This window comes from Ralstonia sp. Ralssp110 (assembly GCF_047325135.1).
Taxonomy (GTDB): Bacteria; Pseudomonadota; Gammaproteobacteria; order Burkholderiales; family Burkholderiaceae; genus Ralstonia; species Ralstonia mojiangensis.
In genome coordinates, this window is the sequence record NZ_CP168610.1 from 1,721,692 (window position 1) to 1,741,436 (window position 19,745).

11 protein-coding genes are annotated in these 19,745 nt (G+C 64.9%); 5 read left to right on the plus strand and 6 right to left on the minus strand.

Annotated elements, in window-relative coordinates; translation table 11 throughout:
- The first annotated feature begins 111 nt into the window (after positions 1-111).
- The 3 genes from purL to ACEN9T_RS16970 all read left to right on the plus strand — a co-directional run bounded on the left by purL (position 112) and on the right by ACEN9T_RS16970 (position 9,440).
- Complete coding sequence (gene purL, locus ACEN9T_RS16960) at positions 112-4,212, plus strand: phosphoribosylformylglycinamidine synthase (RefSeq protein ID WP_413708368.1); 4,101 nt, start codon at positions 112-114, stop codon at positions 4,210-4,212.
- A gap of 291 nt (positions 4,213-4,503) precedes the next feature.
- Entirely contained in the window at positions 4,504-8,322 is a 3,819-nt protein-coding gene (locus tag ACEN9T_RS16965) for an autotransporter domain-containing protein (protein WP_413708369.1), read from the plus strand.
- 224 nt (positions 8,323-8,546) lie between these two features.
- The gene (locus ACEN9T_RS16970) at positions 8,547-9,440 is read left to right on the plus strand and encodes a transporter substrate-binding domain-containing protein (protein WP_413708370.1); all 894 of its coding nucleotides are present in this window, start codon (positions 8,547-8,549) and stop codon (positions 9,438-9,440) included.
- 103 nt (positions 9,441-9,543) lie between these two features.
- On the opposite strand, the gene ACEN9T_RS16975 is transcribed toward ACEN9T_RS16970, so the two are convergent.
- Both ACEN9T_RS16975 and ACEN9T_RS16980 read right to left on the minus strand, forming a co-directional pair.
- A complete protein-coding gene (locus ACEN9T_RS16975; RefSeq protein ID WP_413708371.1) occupies positions 9,544-10,818 on the minus strand; it encodes a serine hydrolase domain-containing protein in 1,275 nt (424 codons plus the stop codon).
- A gap of 70 nt (positions 10,819-10,888) precedes the next feature.
- Entirely contained in the window at positions 10,889-11,815 is a 927-nt protein-coding gene (locus ACEN9T_RS16980; RefSeq protein WP_413708372.1) for a LysR family transcriptional regulator, read from the minus strand.
- A gap of 131 nt (positions 11,816-11,946) precedes the next feature.
- Between ACEN9T_RS16980 and ACEN9T_RS16985 the strand changes: the two genes are divergently transcribed.
- A complete protein-coding gene (locus ACEN9T_RS16985) occupies positions 11,947-12,711 on the plus strand; it encodes an SDR family NAD(P)-dependent oxidoreductase (protein WP_413708373.1) in 765 nt (254 codons plus the stop codon).
- A gap of 801 nt (positions 12,712-13,512) precedes the next feature.
- Positions 13,513-14,910 carry a sialidase family protein gene (locus ACEN9T_RS16990; RefSeq protein WP_413708465.1) on the plus strand — a complete coding sequence of 466 codons (1,398 nt, stop codon included), beginning with the start codon at positions 13,513-13,515 and terminating at the stop codon, positions 14,908-14,910.
- A 24-nt stretch (positions 14,911-14,934) separates the two neighbouring features.
- On the opposite strand, the gene ACEN9T_RS16995 is transcribed toward ACEN9T_RS16990, so the two are convergent.
- The 4 genes from ACEN9T_RS16995 to ACEN9T_RS17010 all read right to left on the minus strand — a co-directional run bounded on the left by ACEN9T_RS16995 (position 14,935) and on the right by ACEN9T_RS17010 (position 19,359).
- Complete coding sequence (locus tag ACEN9T_RS16995; protein ID WP_252691540.1) at positions 14,935-15,771, minus strand: ABC transporter permease; 837 nt, start codon at positions 15,769-15,771, stop codon at positions 14,935-14,937.
- A 15-nt stretch (positions 15,772-15,786) separates the two neighbouring features.
- Positions 15,787-17,055, minus strand: a complete 1,269-nt coding sequence (locus ACEN9T_RS17000) for an ABC transporter permease (RefSeq protein ID WP_413708374.1) — start codon at positions 17,053-17,055, stop codon at positions 15,787-15,789.
- Positions 17,056-17,158: 103 nt separating this feature from the next.
- The gene (locus ACEN9T_RS17005) at positions 17,159-18,199 is read right to left on the minus strand and encodes an ABC transporter substrate-binding protein (RefSeq protein ID WP_092970280.1); all 1,041 of its coding nucleotides are present in this window, start codon (positions 18,197-18,199) and stop codon (positions 17,159-17,161) included.
- 71 nt (positions 18,200-18,270) lie between these two features.
- Complete coding sequence (locus tag ACEN9T_RS17010) at positions 18,271-19,359, minus strand: ABC transporter ATP-binding protein (protein ID WP_024975615.1); 1,089 nt, start codon at positions 19,357-19,359, stop codon at positions 18,271-18,273.
- Between the last annotated feature and the right edge of the window lie 386 nt (positions 19,360-19,745).

The window sequence follows — 19,745 nt, forward strand, 5'->3', positions numbered from 1 at the left end:
CATTTTCGGCCGATTTGAGGGTCGGTAACATCGGCAGGGCAAGGTACAATAGCGGTTTTCCCGCGCACGCCGGGAAACCCCTCCCTCCAGCTACTGCCTGCCTTGCCCACCATGGCGCATTTCTCGTGCTTTCCCGGCGCTCTCGCGCTGTCCGCCTTCCGCCAGCAACGCCTGCTTTCCACCCTCAAGCGCATCGATCCGGACATCGATGCCGTCAGTGCCCAATACCTGCATTTCGTGGCCGCCGACGCGCCGCTGTCGGCCGATGAATCCGCCCGTGTGCAAGCGCTGCTGACTTACGGTTCGCCCGCTCCGGCCGATGTCGAGGGCGACCGCTTTGTGGTCATCCCGCGCTTCGGCACGATCTCGCCGTGGGCCAGCAAGGCGACCGAAATCGCCCGCCACTGCGCGCTGCCGCAAATCCATCGCATCGAGCGCGGCGTGGAATTCACCGTCACGTGCAAGAAGGGCCTCATCCGCAGCCTGACCGGCGCTGCCAAGCACCTCGACGACGCCACTCGCGCCGCCGTTGCCGAGCATCTGCACGACCGCATGACCGAAACCGTCATCGACTCGCGCGAAGCCGGCTACGGTCTGTTCGACGTGCTGCCCGCCAAGGCATTGCGCTTTGTGGACATTGGGGGCGGCCATGATGCTGGACGTCGTGCGCTGGAAGCCGCCAACGTCGAAATGGGTCTGGCCTTGTCCGACGATGAGATCGACTACCTGGTCGATGCCTACCGCAAGCTCGAACGCAACCCGACCGACGTCGAGCTGATGATGTTCGCGCAGGCCAACAGCGAGCACTGCCGCCACAAGATCTTCAACGCCGACTGGACCATCGACGGCGAGACGCAGGACAAGTCGCTCTTCGCGATGATCCGCAACACGCACCAGCTTGCGCCGCAGGGCACGATCGTCGCGTATTCCGACAACGCCGCCGTGATGGAAGGCGGCATGGCCGAGCGCTGGTTCCCGCACGCGGGTACGGAAGGCAAGACAGGCGTGCCGCAATACGGCCGCCGCGAAGCGCTCACGCACACGCTGATGAAGGTGGAGACGCACAACCACCCGACGGCCATTTCGCCGTTCCCGGGCGCGTCGACGGGCGCGGGCGGCGAAATCCGCGACGAAGGCGCGACCGGCCGCGGCGCCAAGCCTAAGGCCGGCCTGACAGGTTTTACCGTGTCGAACCTGCTGCTGCCCGAAGCCGTGCAATCGTGGGAAAACGCGCGCGATACCGCTCAGCCCGTCGCGCACCGCAATCCGAATGAAGCTGCACCGGGCCCCGTCGGCAAGCCGGACCGCATCGCTTCGCCGCTGCAGATCATGATTGAAGGCCCGATCGGCGGTGCGGCGTTCAACAACGAATTTGGCCGGCCTAACCTGGGCGGCTATTTCCGCGTCTACGAGCAGAACGTCGGTGGCACCGTGCGTGGCTATCACAAGCCGATCATGATTGCCGGCGGCATCGGCAACATCGACGCCGGTCACACGCACAAGCACGGCCTGCCGGCCGGCACGCTGCTGATCCAGCTGGGTGGCCCCGGCATGCGCATCGGCATGGGCGGCGGCGCCGCCAGCTCGATGGCCACCGGCACCAATACCGCCGACCTGGACTTCGATTCCGTCCAGCGCGGCAACCCAGAAATGCAGCGCCGCGCGCAGGAAGTCATCAACGCGTGCTGGGCGCTGGGTGAGGACAACCCGATCCTGTCGATCCACGACGTGGGCGCGGGCGGCATCTCCAACGCCTTCCCGGAAATCGTCGACGGCGCCGGGAAGGGCGCGCGTTTCGACCTGCGCCAGGTGCATCTGGAAGAGTCGGGCCTGAGCCCGGCGGAAATCTGGTGCAACGAATCGCAAGAGCGCTACACGCTGGCGATTGCCCCCGGCGATTTCCCGCGCTTCCAGGCTATGTGCGAGCGCGAGCGCGCGCCGTTTTCGGTGGTCGGTTTCGCCACGGATGAACAGCAACTGCAAGTCGTCGATGGCGACACTGCACCCGAGGTCGCCGAGCACTTCCCCGTCAACATGCCGATGGACGTGCTGCTCGGCAAGCCGCCGCGCATGCATCGTGACGTGCACCGCGTCGCGCAGGAATTCCCGGAAGTCGATGTCACCGGCCTGGATCTGGAAGTCGTCGCGCGCGACGTGCTGCGCCACCCGACCGTTGCCAGTAAGTCGTTCCTCATCACCATTGGCGACCGCACCGTTGGTGGCCTGAACACGCGCGACCAGATGGTCGGCCCGTGGCAGGTGCCGGTTGCCGACGTGGCTGTCACCACGCTGGACTACAAAGGCTACGCCGGCGAGGCGATGACGATGGGCGAGCGCACGCCGCTGGCCGTCATCAACGCACCCGCGTCGGGTCGCATGGCCATCGGCGAGTCCATCACGAACATCGCCGCCGCACCGATCGACTCGCTCACGCAACTGAAGCTGTCGGCCAACTGGATGGCCGCCTGCGGGGTGAACGGGGAAGACGCCCGCCTGTACGACACCGTCAAGGCGGTCGGCATGGAGCTGTGCCCGGCGCTGGGCATCAGCATTCCGGTGGGCAAGGATTCGTTGTCGATGCGCACCAAGTGGGAAGACGAAGGCGCAGCGAAGGAAGTGGTCGCGCCGGTCTCGCTGATCGTCTCGGCGTTTGCCCCGGTGACGGATGTGCGCAAGACGCTCACGCCGCAACTCAAGCAGGTCGAATCGGCCAACGCGCCGGCAGACAGCACGCTGATCCTGATCGACCTGGGCCGCGGCAAGAACCGCATGGGCGGCAGCATCCTGGCGCAGGTCACGGAGCAGATCGGCAACAGCGTGCCGGACGTGGACGACGCGGAGGATCTGAAGCGCTTCTTCGCAGCCATCCAGCAACTGAACGCCAGCGGCTCGCTGCTCGCCTATCACGACCGTTCGGACGGCGGCCTGTGGGCGACCGTCTGCGAAATGGCGTTTGCGGGCCACTGCGGTGTGTCGATCAACGTCGACATGCTCACGCTGGACGACGCAGCCGACCATGGCGACGCCAAGAACTGGGCGCAGCAAGTCTCCGGCCGCCGTGCCGACCTGACCCTGCGTGCGCTGTTTGCCGAAGAACTCGGTGCCGTCATCCAGGTGCCGCTGGCCCAGCGCGACGCCGTCTTTGCGGTGCTGCGCGAGCACGGCCTGGCTGGTTGCAGCCACGTGATCGGCGCACCCAACGCCAACGATCACATCGAAATCTGGCGCGACGCCAAGAAGGTGTTCAGCGCGACGCGCATCGAACTGCAACGCACCTGGACCGACGTCTCCTGGCGCATCGCCAGCCTGCGCGACAACCCCGAGTGCACGCAGAGCGAATACGACCGCATCCTCGACGCTGAAGACCCGGGCATCTCGCCCAAGCTCACGTTCGACTTGGCGGAAGACGTGGCCGCGCCGTTCATCGCCACGGGTGCCCGCCCGCGCATGGCGATCCTGCGCGAGCAGGGCGTCAACTCGCAGATCGAAATGGCCTATGCGATGGACAAGGCCGGCTTCGACACCTACGACGTCCACATGAGCGACCTGCTGGCCGGCCGCACGAACCTCGCCAGCTTCAAGGGCTTCGTCGCCTGCGGCGGTTTCAGCTACGGCGACGTGCTGGGCGCGGGCGAAGGCTGGGCGAAGACGATCCTCTTCAACAGCATGCTGGCCGAGCAGTTTGCGGCCTTCTTCAACCGCACCGATTCGATCGCGCTGGGCGTGTGCAACGGCTGCCAGATGATGGCGAACCTCGCCCCGATCATCCCGGGCGCCGGCGCATGGCCAAAGTTCACGCGCAACCAGTCGGAGCAATACGAAGGCCGCCTGGTGACCGTGCAGGTCGAAGCATCGCCGTCGATCTTCTACGCGGGCATGGAAGGCAGCTGCATCCCCATCGTCGTTGCGCACGGTGAAGGCTATGCCGACTTCTCCCAGCAAGGCGACATCGGCAAAGTGGCCGTTGGCCTGCGTTACGTCGACAACCGCGGCGAAGTCACGCAGGCGTATCCGCTCAACCCGAACGGCTCGCCGCAGGGCATTGCCTCGGTGACGACGCACGACGGTCGCTTTACTGCGCTGATGCCGCACCCGGAACGCGTGTTCCGCGCCGTGCAAATGAGCTGGCATCCGAAGGAGTGGGAAGCCGCCGGCGACGGCAGCAGCCCGTGGATGCGGATGTTCCGCAATGCGCGCAAGTGGATGGGTTGACCTGTCTGCTGCAGCAATGAAAAACGCGCCGGGGCGACTCGGCGCGTTTTTTTTGCCCCCAGCCAAAGCCATCGACCCCGCGCGGCAAGCCATGACCAATGGCCAGGGCAATATTTCCTAGGCAAGTGTTATATTTCGCGCGCATGCGCCCCCATCAATAAGTCAAAAAAAAACGGTATCCACCGGACGGCGCGTCAGAGAACAACAACACAAAAATGGGTCGATTGCGCCGCGGTCCTGCCTCTTAGTGGCCAGCGCCCGATCCATGGGTCTATGCAACGAGGGGTCAACATGAACCGGGTCTATCGGCTGGTCTGGAGCCGCACCTTGCGTGCTCCGCAAGTGGTATCCGAACTTACGAAGGCGTCGCACGGGGGCGTTGACGCCAGCCACGATACGGCACCCGCGCGTCGGCGCGCATCCATCATTTCAATCGGTGTGTCACTCGGTCTGGCCAGTGCAGCGCTCCCTGGCTGGGCCGCGACTTGCTCGCCGAGCACGATCGCAAACTGCAGCGCCGCAGGCGGCAACGGCATCCCAAACCGCAGCGGCAATGGGGGCAGCGGCAATGGCGAGGGCGGCGGTTCGTCAACGCTGGGTGGCGGCTCAGCCACTATCCAGGTGCCGGGTAGTCCGACTTCCGGCGGAACGGGCGGTACCGGTGCCGCGAACGACAGTGGACAGGGCGGCCCTGGAGGCGCGCCCGATGTGGTGCTCGCTGGCGATGCCGTGGTCAACGCGAACGCGCAGGGCGGGACTGGCCAGGGCTTCGATGGATTCAATTTCGCAGGCGGCGGCGGTGGCGGAGGTGCTGGCGTGTATTCCACCGGCACCAGCGTCACAGTCAGTGGCGGGGTGACCGTGCGGGGCGGCACCGGCGGAAATGGCGGTGCCGGCACATCGGGGCTGGCCTCCAACGGCGGCGGCGGCGGTGGTGGCGGCGCCGCGTTCGTCATAGTGACGCCGGCTGCCGACGTAAACAATCAAGGTACGCTGATCGGCGGCAACGGTGGCAACGGAGGTACAGCCGGGAACCCGGGCGGCGGCGGCGGCGGCGGCGACGGGTTGCTGACCTTGGGCTCCGGTACTCAGGTCACCAACATTGGGACGATCGTCGGCGGTGTAGGCGGTGCCAGTGGTGGCGGCGGCAGCACGGCCGGGACCAGCGGCGCCGGCGTCAATCTGGCTGCCGGGTTCAACGTGCTTTCCAACGTCGGCACGATCACTGGCGGGGCCGGCAATGGCGGTGCCGCGGGCGTGGGCGTCATTTCCAACGGTGACGTCATCGTCAATGGCGGCACCATCAGCGGCGGCCTGTACAGCGATGGTGTCACGCGGGCGGCCGCAATCCAGTTCAACGGGACGAACAACACGCTGCAACTGCTGACGGGTTCGAACATCATCGGCAACCTCGACGTGGCGGCGGGGGCAGCAGCCAAGATCACGGCTGGCAGTGCAGGGCTCTCGCTGTCCAACAACGTCACGCTGGGCGACGCCACGTCGCGCGTCACGCTCGATGCGACCACGACGAACCTCGTGGTGTCTGGCGTCATCTCGGGCGCGGGCAGTGCAGCCGTTACCGGCAGCCGAACGATCACGCTGACAGGCAATAACACCTATACGGGCGATACCACCATCACCACTGGCACGCTGCAGATCGGCAATGGCGGAACCACGGGCTCGGTGGCGGGCAATATCGTCAACAACGGAACGCTGGCCTTCAACCGCAGCGACGCGGTGACGTACGCCGGCACCATCAGCGGCTCGGGCAATCTGGTGCAGGCGGGGGCTGGCACGTTGACCATCTCGGGCACGGCGGGCTATGCCGGCAACACCACCATCAACGCGGGCACGCTCGCGCTGTCCGGCGCCGGCAGCATTGCCGGCTCCAGCGGCGTGGTCAACAACGGCACCTTCGATATCTCGGCGACAACGTCTGGCGCCACCATCAGCGCGCTGACAGGCTCCGGCGCAGTCGCCCTGGGTGGCCAGACGCTGACCTTGTCCAACGCCGCCGGCACGTTCGGCGGCGTTATCGGTGGCGCAGGCGGGCTGACGGTGGCGGGTGGCACGCAAACGCTGTCGAACACAAACGTCTTTACCGGCGCAGCGACCATCAACGCGGGCACGCTAGCGCTGTCGGGGGCCGGCAGCATCGCGACCTCCGGCGGCGTGGTCAACAACGGCACGTTCGACATCTCCGGCACGACGTCCGGCGCAACCATCAATGCCCTGACGGGCTCCGGCGCCGTCGCCCTGGGCAGCCGGACGCTCAACTTGGCGAATGCCTCTGGCACGTTCAGTGGCGCCATTGGCGGCACAGGCGGCCTCACGCTGGATGGCGGCACGCAAACACTGTCGGGCGTGAACACGTATAGCGGGGCCACGACCGTCAATGCCGGCACGCTGGCGTTGTCGGGTGCTGGCCGCCTGGCGTCGGTTACGACTGTCGCGCTCACAGGGGCAACGTCGGCACTCGATCTGTCTGCTGGCGTGAACCAGACCGTGGCGCATCTCTCCGGCGTCACGGGTAGCCGCGTGATGCTGGGCGGCGCGCTCACGCTGGCTGACGACTCCTCTCAAACCTTCAGCGGCAGCCTGAGCGGCAACGGCGCGTTGATCAAGCAAGGCACGGGCACGCTCACGCTCAATGGTGTCAGCAGCAGCTTCTCTGGGTCGACCACGGTAGCGGGTGGCACCCTGGCGGTCGGTGATGCGGCAAACGCCAGTGCCGTGCTTGGCGGCAATGTCCTGGTGAGCGCGCTTGGCACCCTGCGCGGCCATGGCACGGTTTCCGGCAATATCAGCAGCAGCGGGGTGGTCGCGCCTGGCGGCTCCATTGGAACGTTGTCCGTCGGCGGCAATTACACGCAAGGCTCGACTGGGACGCTCGCCATCGAGGTCAGCCCGACCGACGCATCGCAACTGCGTGTGGGCGGTGCTGCAGCGCTCGGCGGCTCGCTGGCCATCGTGTTCGATCCGGGCACCTATGCCGCCCGCCGCTACACCGTGTTGAGCGCAGGCAGTGGCGTGACGGGCCGCTTCGCAAACGTCAGCATGGCGACGGCCGGGGCCAACCTCGGCACGCTGCAGACCTCGGTCGACTACGGAACGAATGCGGTCGACCTGCTGCTTGCTGAAGCTACCGGGCCCAGCACCCCCGGCAGCCCGACCGTGGTGGCACCGACCAAGACCTCCATCTACACGGCGCTTGGGACGACCGCGTTGCTGCAGGCACAGGGCGCCAACTCGGCGCTGCTCGGCCGGTTGTCGGGGCCGCAGGACGCCCCGGGCGGCTCCAACGACGTGTGGGTCACGGCCAGCGGCTCCAGCACGAAGGTGGGCGGTACGGGCAACGCGCCGGGCTTCCTCACGCACGCCTATGGGTTCCTCGCGGGCGCGGAGGGCCGCCTTGGTGCTGCCACCGTGGGCGCGGCGGGCGGCTACACGCACACCACGCTGGGCGAAGACACCACCGGCGCATCGGGCGCCATCGACACCCTGCGCGTCGCGCTTTACGGGGCGCAGCCGATGGGAGCCGTCAATCTGTCGGCCACCGTCGGCTATGGGCTCGATTTCTTCTCACAGAAGCGGCCGTTTGGCAGCGTGGGGACCGCCGAGGGCGACCATCTCGCGCACGAATTCACCGCCGCCACCCAAGCCAGCTTGCCGATGGAAGCGGGCGGCATCCGGCTCGCGCCGCAGGTGGGCCTCCGATATGCGTACGTGCGCGGCAGCGGCTTTGGCGAGAACGGTGCCAACGGCCAGAACCTGCAAGTCGGCCCGGACAGCGCGCGCAGTCTCCAACCGTATGTGGGTGTCACGCTCGACAAGGCCTTCGGCGATGTGCGCCCGGTCAACGTGCAGCTTCGCCTGGGCTACGCGCACGAGCTGATGAACGCCGGCCGCGTCGTCCAGGTCCAGAGCCAGGACGGCACCGTGTTCGCCGCCCCCGGCACCGACCTGCCGCGTTCGTTCCTGACCACCGGGGCCAGCGTCACGCTTCAGGCTGCCAAGGCGACCACGGTGTCGTTGGGCTTGGATGCCACCATCAATACGAGCCATGTGTCTGCGCAGTCCGCATATGTGCGTGTCAACCACAGGTTCTGACGGAGCAAGGCGTGCAGATGCGCACGCTAGTTAGATCGACGAACAACGCGCCGGGGCAACTCGGCGCGTTTTTTTTTGCTGCGCCACGCGTGTGCGGCATGTTGACTTGCATCAATGGCAAAAATGGCATGGCGCCTAGATTTCCGTAGAGAGGGGGCTGTAGCAGCCAGAAGCCGACAGAGCAACAGAGCAACGGAGCGCGGGACGCATCCATGGAGACGCAAATGAACACGATTCGCACACTTGCTTCCACGCTTGTCGTCGCCGGACTGGCGATGGCCGCGGAGGGCATCCACGCGCAGACGCTGGAAAAGATCGCGGCGGCAGACAAGATCACCGTCGGTTATCGTGAAGCGGCGGTTCCGTTCAGCTACTTGCTGGGCCCGAACAAGGCCGTTGGATTCTCCGTCGATCTGACGCAGGCCATCGTCGACGATGTACGCGCGCGGTTGAAGAAGCCGTCTTTGCAGGTCGACGCGATTCCAGTCACCGGCACGAACCGGATTCCGCTGCTGGTCAATGGCACCTACGACCTCGAATGCGGATCCACCACCAACACCAGCGCGCGAGGCAAGGAGGTGGCTTTCTCGATCAACTTCTTCTACGCGGGAACGCGCCTTTTGACCAAGCGCGATTCGGGCATCAAGAACTACGCGGACTTGGCGAACAAGACCGTCGCCAGCACTGCCGGCAGCACGAACGAGAAGGTGCTGAAGAAATTTGCCGTCGACCACAACATCGACGTCCAGATCATCTCCGGCAAGGACTATGCAGACGGGCTGAAGCTGGTCGAAACCGGCCGAGCGTCGGCATTGGCGCTGGATGACGTGCTGCTATACGGCCTGCGGGCCAATTCGGCCAATCCGGCTGCGCTGGAAGTCGTGGCAGAAACCCTGCAGGTTGAGCCGTACGCCTGCATGGTCCGCAAGGACGACCCCGCCTTCAAGCGGCTTGTGGATGCGACCATCAAACGCCTTATGAAGTCCGGCGAGTTCACAGCGCTGTACAAGAAGTGGTTCGAGTCACCCATCCCGCCCGCCGGTGCAAACCTCGACATGCCGATGAGCGACGCGCTGCGCGCCAATCTGAAGAAGCGCAGCGACAAGCCAGCGCAGTGACGCGTTCAATATCGCCTGCTCGATGCCGTCTCCAAAGGGCCATCCACCGCGTATTCCCACCGAGAGCCAATCGCTATCTGCACGCAAACACAGCGGTGGGGATTCACGGATTGGCGGCGGCGGGCCTATCAACGGCGGCTTGGCGACCAAACCTTTCGACGACACCGCGCCACAACGCCTCGCGCTCTGCGCCCAGGTGCGCGCCGCTTGCATCGCCCGACGCGTCTTGTCCCACCGCAAGATGGACCATGGTGAGCCTGGATTGCGGGTCCACGTAGATCGCCTGTCCATGGATGCCGAGCAGCACGAAGCGCCGCGCCTGTCCTGGCAGAAGCCAGACCTGGAAGCCGTAACCGTAGTAGCGGCTGCCGTGATACGTCATCTGCCCCGGGCGAAACGCGTCGGGCTGGCGCGATGCGTCGGTCATGTCGAGCAGGAACTCGCGCGGCACGACTTGCTGGCCTTGCACCATGCCATCGTTGGCCAGCATGGACCCGAGGCGCGCGTAGTCCCGCGCCGTCGCATTGAAGCCGCCTTGGGCAAATGCCGATCCGTCGGATTGACGCAGGAGGTAGGTCGCCTTGGCTTCGGCCCCCATCGGCTTCCATAGCTTGTCGTCAACGAAGTCGCACAGGCTGCGTTGCGTCGCCGCCTGCAGCACGAGCGCCAACACTTCGGTTTGCGCACCCGCATAGTTGAAGCGCGTGCCCGGCGCATCGGCGCGCTCGTTGACCTGGGCCGCTGCCGCGAGCACGCCTTGCTTGGCTGCCGTTTTGAGGAAGCGTGCCCGGTCGTCGGTCGGGGTGTAGTCCTCGACGTACTTCGCACCGGAAGCCATGCGCAGCAGATCGACGATGCGCGTTCCACCGTACAGCGTGCCTGCCAGTTCAGACACGTATTGGTCCACACGATCATCCAGCGAGCGCAGGCTTCCATCCTCCAGCGCCTTGCCGATGACCAGTGCAACCAGCGTCTTGGCCATCGAGTTGGACAGCATCCGCATGTCTCGCGTGCGGTCGTAGCCGTAATGCTCGGCCAGGATGACGCCGTCCTGAACGATCAGCACGGCGGTCGCGCGCTGATGCTCCATGTAGTCGGCCAGCGTGTAGTCATGGTTGCGGAAGCGATACCGGACATCCGCCTCCTTGTCTGCGATTTTGAGCTGCACCGGTTGGTCGGCCGGCGCCAGTTCACAAGACGGCGAGATGCGGTCCATGCCGCTGAAGGCGCCCACGATGTACTGGGCCTCGTGGATGCGTGCCGCGCTTGGCGCAAGCGGATAGCCTTGCGCCTTGCCGAGTCGATCTTCATCGGGAGAGGCGACGGCGGCGCTGCAAGCGAGCAGCGCGCACATCGCACAGTGTTGGAGAACGTTCATTGGCTGGGTCGGGGGTGAGATTGCTGGCGGCGGCAAGCCGTGAGACTACACCGGCCGCAAGGCGGAGCGCCTACGAATTCGATGCCAGTGGTTCCAGATACGGCCCTAGCAACTCGCTCATCCAGTTCATGAAGACCTGCACCCGCACCGGCAGGTTTCGCCGGTTCGGATACACCAGCGAGACCGGCATCGGCAGTGGCCGGAAGTCGGGCATGACGTCGATGAGCGTGCCGTCCGCAATCGCCGACGACAGCCCCGCATACACGGGCGCCTGGATCATCCCCAGCCCCGCGCGGCACGCAGCGTCGTAGCTCTCGGCCGAGCTGACGGTCACCGCGCCTTTCATCGGTCGAAACGCGGAGCGGCCGTCCACCGTGTATTCCCACCCCGGCGACTTCGTGCCCAACGTCTGCACGTAATGGACGATGCGATGGTGGTCGAGGTCGTCGAGCGTTTTCGGCATGCCATAGCGCGCGATGTAGGCCGGGCTGGCGCAGTTCACCTGATGCAACTGGCCGAGCGGGCGGGCGATGAGGCTGCTGTCGGTCAGGTTGCCGATGCGCAGAACGCAGTCGAAGCCTTCACGCACCGGGTCCACGCGGCGGTCGGTGCTGGAGAGTTCGATTTCCAGCTCGGGATGCGCATCGAGCAGCGCGGGCAGGGCGGGGATGACGATGCGGCGCGCAACGCCCACCGGCATGTCGACGCGCAGCCGGCCGCGCAGCGCCTGCGGGCTCTGGCGGAACATGGTCTGCAGTTCGTCCATGTCGGCCAGCAGGTCCTGGCACCGCTCGTAGAACGTCTGGCCGTCCTGCGTGAGCTGCACCTTGCGGGTGGTCCGGTGCAGCAGGCGCGTGCCGAGCATCGTTTCGAGCTGTTGCACCGCCACCGAGGCGGCCGGCTTGGGAATACTCAGCGCCTCCGCCGCACGCGTGAAGCTGGCAAGTTCAGCCACGCGCACAAAAATCTGCATGGCTTCGAGTCGGTTGGTAGACATGGCGGGCGGGTTGATTGTTATCTATGAGCAAACACAGCGATAGGATATGCGAGATTTATTCTTTGTTTGCCGCCCAATACCATGCTCTCACGGTGGTCGACATCCACCCCAAAACCAACCGGAGAGCAAACATGACGCAGACCCACACCCCCATCGCGATTGTCACCGGCGGCAGCCGCGGCCTTGGCAAGAACATGGTGCAGAAGCTGGCCCAGCGCGGCACCGACGTCATCTTTACGTACCGCAGCAACCGTGCTGAAGCCGACGCCCTTGTCGCTGAACTGACTGCCCAGGGCCGCCGTGCCGCCGCCTTGCAGCTCGACGCCGGCAAGATCGCTACGTTCCCCGCCTTTGCTGATGCCGTGCGCGGTGTGCTGGCGCAGTGGAAGGCTGAACGCTTCGATTACCTCGTCAACAACGCCGGTGTTGGCGTGCATGCCGCGGTGGCCGAAACCACCGAAGCCCAGTTCGACGAACTGATGAACGTGCACTTCAAAGGCGTGTTCTTCCTCACGCAGATCCTGCTGCCGCTCATGGCGGACGGCGGACGCATCGTCAATGTCTCGTCAGGTCTCGCACGCTTTGCGCTGCCGGGCTACGGCGCGTATGCGGCGATGAAGGGGGCGGTGGAGGTACTCACGCGCTATCTGGCGAAGGAACTCGGGCCGCGTGGCATTGCCGTGAACGTGGTCGCGCCGGGCGCCATCGAGACGGACTTTGGTGGCGGAGCCGTGCGCGACAACGCCGATTTGAATGCGATGGTGGCATCCAATACGGCGCTTGGCCGCGCTGGTGTGCCGGATGATATCGGCGGCGTGGTGGCCTCGCTGCTGTCGCCGGATAACCGCTGGATCAACGCTCAGCGGATTGAGGCATCGGGCGGGATGTTCCTGTAAGCGGCGGGCCTCCCCGCGCATGGGGTTCAGAACGCCAACTGTGGAGTTCTGAACTCCATGCGTCGAGCTCTGAGCGCCATGCGTCGAGCTCTGAGCGCCATGCGTCGAGCTCTGAGCGCCATGCGTCGAGCTCCGAGCGCCATGCGTCGAGCTCCGAGCGCCATGCGTCGAGCTCCGAGCGCCATGCGCCGAGCAAAAAGCCTCGCGCATCGAGTTCTGAGCTCGGAATTTCAAGAAAAGAGGCTCGGCGGGTCTGTCAGTTATTTCGTGCTTGACGCTCAGCGTGGGAGGCTCGCCTTGCACTGTCATCCGGATAGGGGAGGCGGCGTGCCGCGCATCGATCGCTCTCCCCCGGACGGTGGACGGACTAGCCACCGCTTGCCCCTTCTGCATCGCAGCGAAATGAACCGAGCGGCGAGCCACCGTTGCTGTGCTCGCCCGTGTGGGCTTGATGCGAGCGATTGGCTGCAGTGCACCGTTAGTTTTGGTTTGCACAGCGATAAAAATTACTTCACTCCGCGGTCGTAAGCATTTCCTAAGCTTACGCGGCAACGGCTGCCTGAGCGCCTTTCACCCGACCCCGCCGGGTTTCGGGGTGATTGACGTGATGGCGGAACGCAATGGCATCGCTTCGCCATTGGAGCTCGAGGTAACGGCATGCGGGGCATCGTGTGTATGGCTCCGCAGCCAGTTGCCCACGCGTTGCACACCCAGAAGAAGGGGGGCGTCTACCACAGGCAGTCTCCGAACCAGGAGGTTCTCATGTCTTGTAACAGAGCGACTGCGCTGCTGCGCAGAAGCATGCTGACGGCGGCCGTGATCGCCAGCCCGACGCTTTGGGCGGCCACGCTCGTTTCCGGCCCCAGCCCGTTTGCCGGGTGTACCGTCGGCGGGGCAGGGACGAATTACGTGAACGCAGAAGTCGAGCCTTACGTCGCGGTCAACCCCGCCAATCCAACGAACTACATTGGGGTCTGGCAGCAGGACCGGTGGTCCAATGGCGGCGCACATGGCCTGATGTCTGCGGCTTCGTTCGATGGCGGGGCCACGTGGAAGCCAGTGCCTCAGCCGTTCAGCGCGTGTGCAGGTGGGCTGGGGTACGAGCGGGCGTCCGATCCGTGGGTGTCCTTCGGGCCTGACGGTACAGCCTACTCTGTGTCGATTTCGTTCAACCACACCAACAACAGCAACGCAGTGGGTGCAGCCGTCTCAAGAGACGGCGGCTTGAGCTGGACTCTCCTCACGAAGCTCATCACCGACGACGAACCGAGCACGCAGTTTTTCAACGACAAGGAGTCAGTGACGGCAGACCCCGTCAAGCGCGGCGTGGCCTACGCAGTGTGGGACCGCCTGGAGCAACCCAATGGCAACCCCTATGCGGATCAACATGCACTGGCGTTTCGTGGGCCGGGGATGTTCTCCAAGACGGTGGACGGGGGCCAGACCTGGAGTGCGCCCAGCGTGATGGTGAACACGCCGTCGGAGTATCAGACTATCGGCAACCAGATCGTGGTGAACGCGCAGACTGGCGCGCTGTACGACTTTTTCAACTACATCCACGCGCCCGGCAGATCGGCCGGCAGCAACAGCGTGGCGTTCGTCAAATCGACGGATGGCGGAGCTACGTGGAGCAAGCCGCAGGTCATTGCGAGCCTGCAACTGGTGAGCGTCACAGATCCGAACACCGGCGAGGCATTGCGCACGGGCGACATCATCCCCGAGCCTGCCATCGACCCGGCCACGGGGCAGCTCTATGTGGTCTGGCAGGATGGGCGCTTCAGCGGTGGCGCGCATGCGGATATCGCGCTCTCAACCTCCACCGATGGCGGCCGGACCTGGAGCGCGCCAAGCCAGGTGAACACGTCGACAGGCAAGGCGGCCTTCAACGCAATGGTGAGCGTCAATTCCGCCGGTACCGTGGCGGTGACGTACTACGACCTGCGCAATCTGGCAGCGGGCAATACCACCACACTGCCGACGGACTACTGGCAGACGCAGTCGACCAACGGCGGGCAATCCTTCGGCAGTGAATCGCACCTGGCCGGGCCGTTCGACATGAAGACGGCGCCCGTTGCGGAGGGCTTCTTCATTGGCGACTACGCTGGCCTGGCGGCGACCGGCACGAAGTTCGTGCCGTTCTTCATCCAGACCAACTCGGGCAACGTGACCAACCGGACGGACGTGTTCGTTTCGCCATAACGGCACCCGTTGGGGCGGACGTTGTCAGGCCACGGCCTTGGCGGCGGCCCGCCCCCGCAGCCACTCAAACGTCAACAGCAGACACGTCGAAAACACAATCAGAATCGTCGCCAGCGCCGCAATCGTCGGCGAGATGTTTTCGCGAATCCCGGTAAACATCTGGCGCGGCAGCGTCACCTGATCGGCCCCCGCCAGGAAGAGCGTCACCACCACTTCATCAAACGACGTGGCAAACGCAAACAGCGCCCCGGAAATCACGCCCGGTGCGATGACGGGCAGAGTGATGCGGAAGAACGTCATGACCGGGTTCGCACCCAGCGACAAGCTCGCCCGTACGAGGTTGTGATTGAACCCTTGCAGCGTCGCAAGCACGGTCGTCACCACAAACGGCACGCCCAGCGCCGCATGCGCGAGGATCAGCCCGATATACGTGTTGGCCAGCCCCAGCGGTGCAAAGAACAGATACATGCCCACGCCGACCACCACCACCGGCACGATCATCGGCGACACCAGCACTGCCATCAGCAGGCCCTTGCCACGGAAGTCGGCCTTGTTCAGCCCGATGGCGGCCAGCGTGCCCAGCACCGTTGCCACGATCGTGGCGGCGGGCGCGACGATGAAGCTGTTCTTGGCGGCCATGCGCCATTCATCCGACGTGACGAGGTTCTGATACCAGCGCAGCGAATAGCTCGGAATCGGATACGAGAGGAACGTGCTCGATGAGAACGACAGCGGCACGATCACCAGCACCGGCAGCACAAGGTAGAGCAGCGTCAGCACGGCCAGACCGCGTAGCGAGAAGTACCAGATGCGTTCAATGAGCGAGGTGTGCGGGGCAAACATCGGTTTGGCGAGTTTCATGGTCGATGTTCTCCGTTAGCCGACACGAACCTTGGGTCGCGTAAAGCGGCCGTACACCGCGTACAGCACGAGCGTGGCCAACAACAGCAGCGCACCCAGCGCGCAGGCCATGCCCCAGTTGATGGTGACGTTGGTGAAGTAGGCCACGTAGTAGCTGACCATCTGATCGTTCGGCCCGCCCAGCAGCGCGGGGGTGATGTAGTAACCGAGTGCCAGGATGAACACCAGCAGCGCACCGGCTCCGATGCCCGGATACGTCTGCGGTACGTACACGCGCCAGAACGCGGCAAACGGATGGCTGCCCAGCGACACGGCCGCGCGCTGGTATGTGGGGGGGATCGACTTCATCACGCTGTACAGCGGCAGGATCATGAACGGCAGCAGGATGTGCGTCATCGAGATGTACACACCCACGCGGTTGAACAGCAGCGCCAGCGGCTCCTTGATGATGCCGAGGTCCATCAGCCCGTGGTTGATGAGGCCTTCGGTCTGCAGCAGCACGATCCACGCCGCCACGCGCACGAGGATGGACGTCCAGAACGGGATCAGCACCATCACCATGACCAGATTGGCGCGGCGCTCCGGCAGCGAGGCAATCCAGTACGACAGCGGATAGCCGAGCAGCAGCGCGAATAACGTGACCATCGCGCTGATGACGAAAGTGCGGATGAACACCGTTACATAGATCTGCTCGTCGGGGTCGGTCGCTTCGATATGGCCGAAGGCATCTTGCCGGTGGTCCAGCGCGGCCAGCAGGTAGAACGGCGACGTGCGGCTGCTGTTCTTCGCGATGGCCTGCCAGTACGAGACATCGCCCCAGCGCTCGTCGACTTCGAGCAGCTTGGCACGGGTCTGGCCGGGCGTCAGCGCCAATGGCTTGCCGTTGTCATCAGCCAGCGGCATGGCGCGCGCCGTCTTGGCGACCAGCGAGCGGAAGCCCGGAATTTCAGTGTTGAGGCGGCGGGCCAGTGCGCCCATCGCTTCACCTTCGCTCACGAGCGTGAGGTCTGCGGCAAGCGCGGCGTAGGCGGCGTCGGCCGGCGGGCTCTTGCGGTCCCAGTCTTTGAGGGCGATGACCGTCTTGGGCAGCGCATCGGCCACCTCGGGGTTCTGCACGGCGCGCGTGAGCAGGGCGCCGATCGGCACGACAAAGATGAGCAGCAGGAAGATGGCGAGCGGCGCCACCAGCGCCAGCGCCATGGCACGCCTGCGCGCCTCAGCGCTCTTCAATTCGCGTTTGAGTTTGGCCGTCGAATCAGGAACCGATTCAGCCGCGATCGTCATGGTGTTCAATGCTGCCTCGCCATCGCTACAGGAATTCGTCCGGCGGATGCCTTGCCATAGGGCGAGGGCATCCGCGCGGTCACTGCGTTACACCGCTATGCGGTTACTTCGAAGCCCACGAGGCGAAGCGCTGCTCCAGCTCGTCGCCGTGGTCGGTCCAGAACTGCAGGTTCTGCAGCACGGCGTTCTTGGCGTTCTCCGGCGAGTTCGGCATGTTGGCCTGCGTCTTCGCGTCGAGCGCCTTGATGGCCGCTACGTTGGCCGGGCCGTAGGCGATGTGCTTGGCGTATTCCTGCTGCGGCTTTTGCGACAGCGTGTAGGCGATGTACTGCTCGGCCAGCGCCTTGTTGGGCGTGCCCTTGGGGATGGCCCAGTAGTCCAGGTCGTAGATGCTGCCGTTCCAGACCACCTTCAGGTTCTTGCCTTCGCGCTGCGCGGCGTCGATGCGGCCATTGAACGCGGTGGACATCACCACGTCACCCGCCACCAGGAACTGCGGCGGCTGCGCGCCGGCTTCCCACCACTGGATGTTCGCCTTGAGCTGGTCGAGCTTCTTGAACGCGCGGTTCTGGCCGTCCTTGGTGGCGAGCACCTTGTACACGTCCTTGACTGGCACGCCGTCGGCCATCAATGCGAATTCGAGGTTGCCGCGTGCACCCTTGCGCATGCCGCGCTTGCCCGGGAATTTCTTCACGTCCCAGAAATCGGCCCAGCCGGTGGGGGCAGTCTTGAGCTTGTCGGCGTTGTACGCCATCGCGGTCGACCACACGAAGAAGCCCACGCCGCAGGTGCTCGGCGACTCGGGGATCAGATCGCTCTTCTTGGCGATCTTGCTCCAGTCGAGCTTCTCGAACAGGCCTTCATCGCAGCCGCGGCCGATGTCGCCCGATTCCACTTCCACCACGTCCCAGTTGACGTGCTTGGCTTCGACCATGGCCTTGATCTTGGCCTGCTCGCCGTTGTACTCGACCACGGTGACCTTGTTGCCGGTCTGCGCCTCGAACGGCTTGTTGAAGGCGGCCTTCTGCGCGTCACCGTTGGCGCCGCCGAAGTTGACGACGGTGATTTCCGCAGCATGCGCGCCGAATGCAATGGCGAACGCGCCGGCAAGCATGCTCAAGCGCGTCTTTGCGATGTGTTTCATTCCTGGCTCCTCTTTTTGGCGTGTGGGTACAACGTGTGGTCTTGGCATGCGGGCAGGGCTGCCCGCGTGCGTCATGCAAAAACGCGCAGGTGCTCCGGTGCGAACTCAAGCTGGATCGGTGCGCCCGGCGCGAAGCCTTCGAGCGCGCGCGTGCCGAGCGGCACCTTCACAAAACATTCGGGCTGATCGGGCAGGGCGCAGCGCATGCGCACGTGGTCGCCAAAGTAGACGAGGCCGCGTGTCTGGCCCTGCAACGCATTGCCGGCAGCGGAGGCGCCCTCGGCCAGGCGCATGCGCTCGGGCCGGATGCAGCCAGTGGCGGTGGCACCCACATTGGCGCCGGCAATATTGCGGCCCATGATGCGGGCGCCGTCGTTCAGTTGCAGCTCGCAGTAGTCGCCTTCGACGCGGGTGACGGTGCCGCGCAGCGTGTTGCTGTCGCCGATGAAGTTGGCGACGAACTCGTTGCAGGGGCGTTCATAGAGGCTATCCACCGTGTCGAGCTGCTGCACGATGCCCTTGTCGAATACGGCCACGCGGTCGGACATGGTGAGCGCTTCGCCCTGATCGTGCGTCACGTAGACGAAGGTCACGCCCAGCTTTTCGTGCAGGGATTTCAGCTCGTACTGCATGTGTTCGCGCAGTTGCTTGTCGAGTGCGCCCAGCGGTTCGTCCATCAGCACGAGCTTGGGCTCGAACACCAGCGCGCGCGCCAGTGCAATGCGCTGCTGCTGGCCGCCCGAGAGCTGCGCCGGGTAGCGCTTGGCAAAGCCTTCCATGCGGACCATCTGCAGGGCCTTGTGCACGCGGTCTGCACGCTCGCTGGCGGGGATCTTGCGCACCGTCAGCGGGTATTCCACGTTCTGCGCCACCGTCAGGTGCGGAAACAGCGCGTAGTTCTGGAACACCATGCCGATGTTGCGCTTGTGCGGCGGCACGTTGTTGAGCAGCGCACCTTCGAGGCGGATCTCGCCGCCGGTCGGGAACTCGAACCCGGCCAGCATCATCAGGCACGTGGTCTTGCCCGAGCCGGAGGGGCCGAGCAGGGTCAGGAACTCACCCTGGTAGATGTCCAGGTCCAGATGCTTGACCACGAGGGTCTCGCCGTCATACGTCTTACGTACACCGCGAAAGCTGACGATCACGTCGTCGGTCTTCATTGCTGCTTCCTCCATACCATGTCGGTCATCGGGCCTGAGCGCTGTCGGCTGCAGGCGGCATTCGCTGGCTTACGCTGGTGCCGCCCGTCCTGCCGTTCTCCGATCCGTTCGGGTCGGTCAACATGCCGTGTTGTGACGAATTGTTGATGGACTATAGCGGCTCATTGTTCTGCAAAGTGGACCCAATCCTGGTTATTTGATGGAGCCATTTTTGGCGGCGCGTCAGGTGTGGCCCACGGGCGTGCGGCCCGTGGCACCACAATAGGGAAAACCCCGGATGCCTTGCCCGAGCAAGCTCGGCGGTCGATCGTGCCGTCGCGTCGATGTGTTTGAGTTTAGGTCGTATGCCAGCCCGCGTGCGGCGGGCATAACAGAGCGCAGATGGA

Bases quoted from the DNA above. Each gene is read 5' to 3' on its own strand.
- ACEN9T_RS16985 (WP_413708373.1), top strand. From the start codon at position 11,947: ATGACGCAGACCCACACCCCCATCGCGATTGTCACCGGCGGCAGCCGC.
- ACEN9T_RS16980 (WP_413708372.1), bottom strand. From the start codon at position 11,815: ATGTCTACCAACCGACTCGAAGCCATGCAGATTTTTGTGCGCGTGGCT.
- ACEN9T_RS16970 (WP_413708370.1), top strand. From the start codon at position 8,547: ATGAACACGATTCGCACACTTGCTTCCACGCTTGTCGTCGCCGGACTG.
- ACEN9T_RS16965 (WP_413708369.1), top strand. From the start codon at position 4,504: ATGAACCGGGTCTATCGGCTGGTCTGGAGCCGCACCTTGCGTGCTCCG.
- ACEN9T_RS17000 (WP_413708374.1), bottom strand. From the start codon at position 17,055: ATGACGATCGCGGCTGAATCGGTTCCTGATTCGACGGCCAAACTCAAA.
- ACEN9T_RS17010 (WP_024975615.1), bottom strand. From the start codon at position 19,359: ATGAAGACCGACGACGTGATCGTCAGCTTTCGCGGTGTACGTAAGACG.
- purL (WP_413708368.1), top strand. From the start codon at position 112: ATGGCGCATTTCTCGTGCTTTCCCGGCGCTCTCGCGCTGTCCGCCTTC.
- ACEN9T_RS16990 (WP_413708465.1), top strand. From the start codon at position 13,513: ATGCTGACGGCGGCCGTGATCGCCAGCCCGACGCTTTGGGCGGCCACG.
- ACEN9T_RS16975 (WP_413708371.1), bottom strand. From the start codon at position 10,818: ATGAACGTTCTCCAACACTGTGCGATGTGCGCGCTGCTCGCTTGCAGC.
- ACEN9T_RS17005 (WP_092970280.1), bottom strand. From the start codon at position 18,199: ATGAAACACATCGCAAAGACGCGCTTGAGCATGCTTGCCGGCGCGTTC.
- ACEN9T_RS16995 (WP_252691540.1), bottom strand. From the start codon at position 15,771: ATGAAACTCGCCAAACCGATGTTTGCCCCGCACACCTCGCTCATTGAA.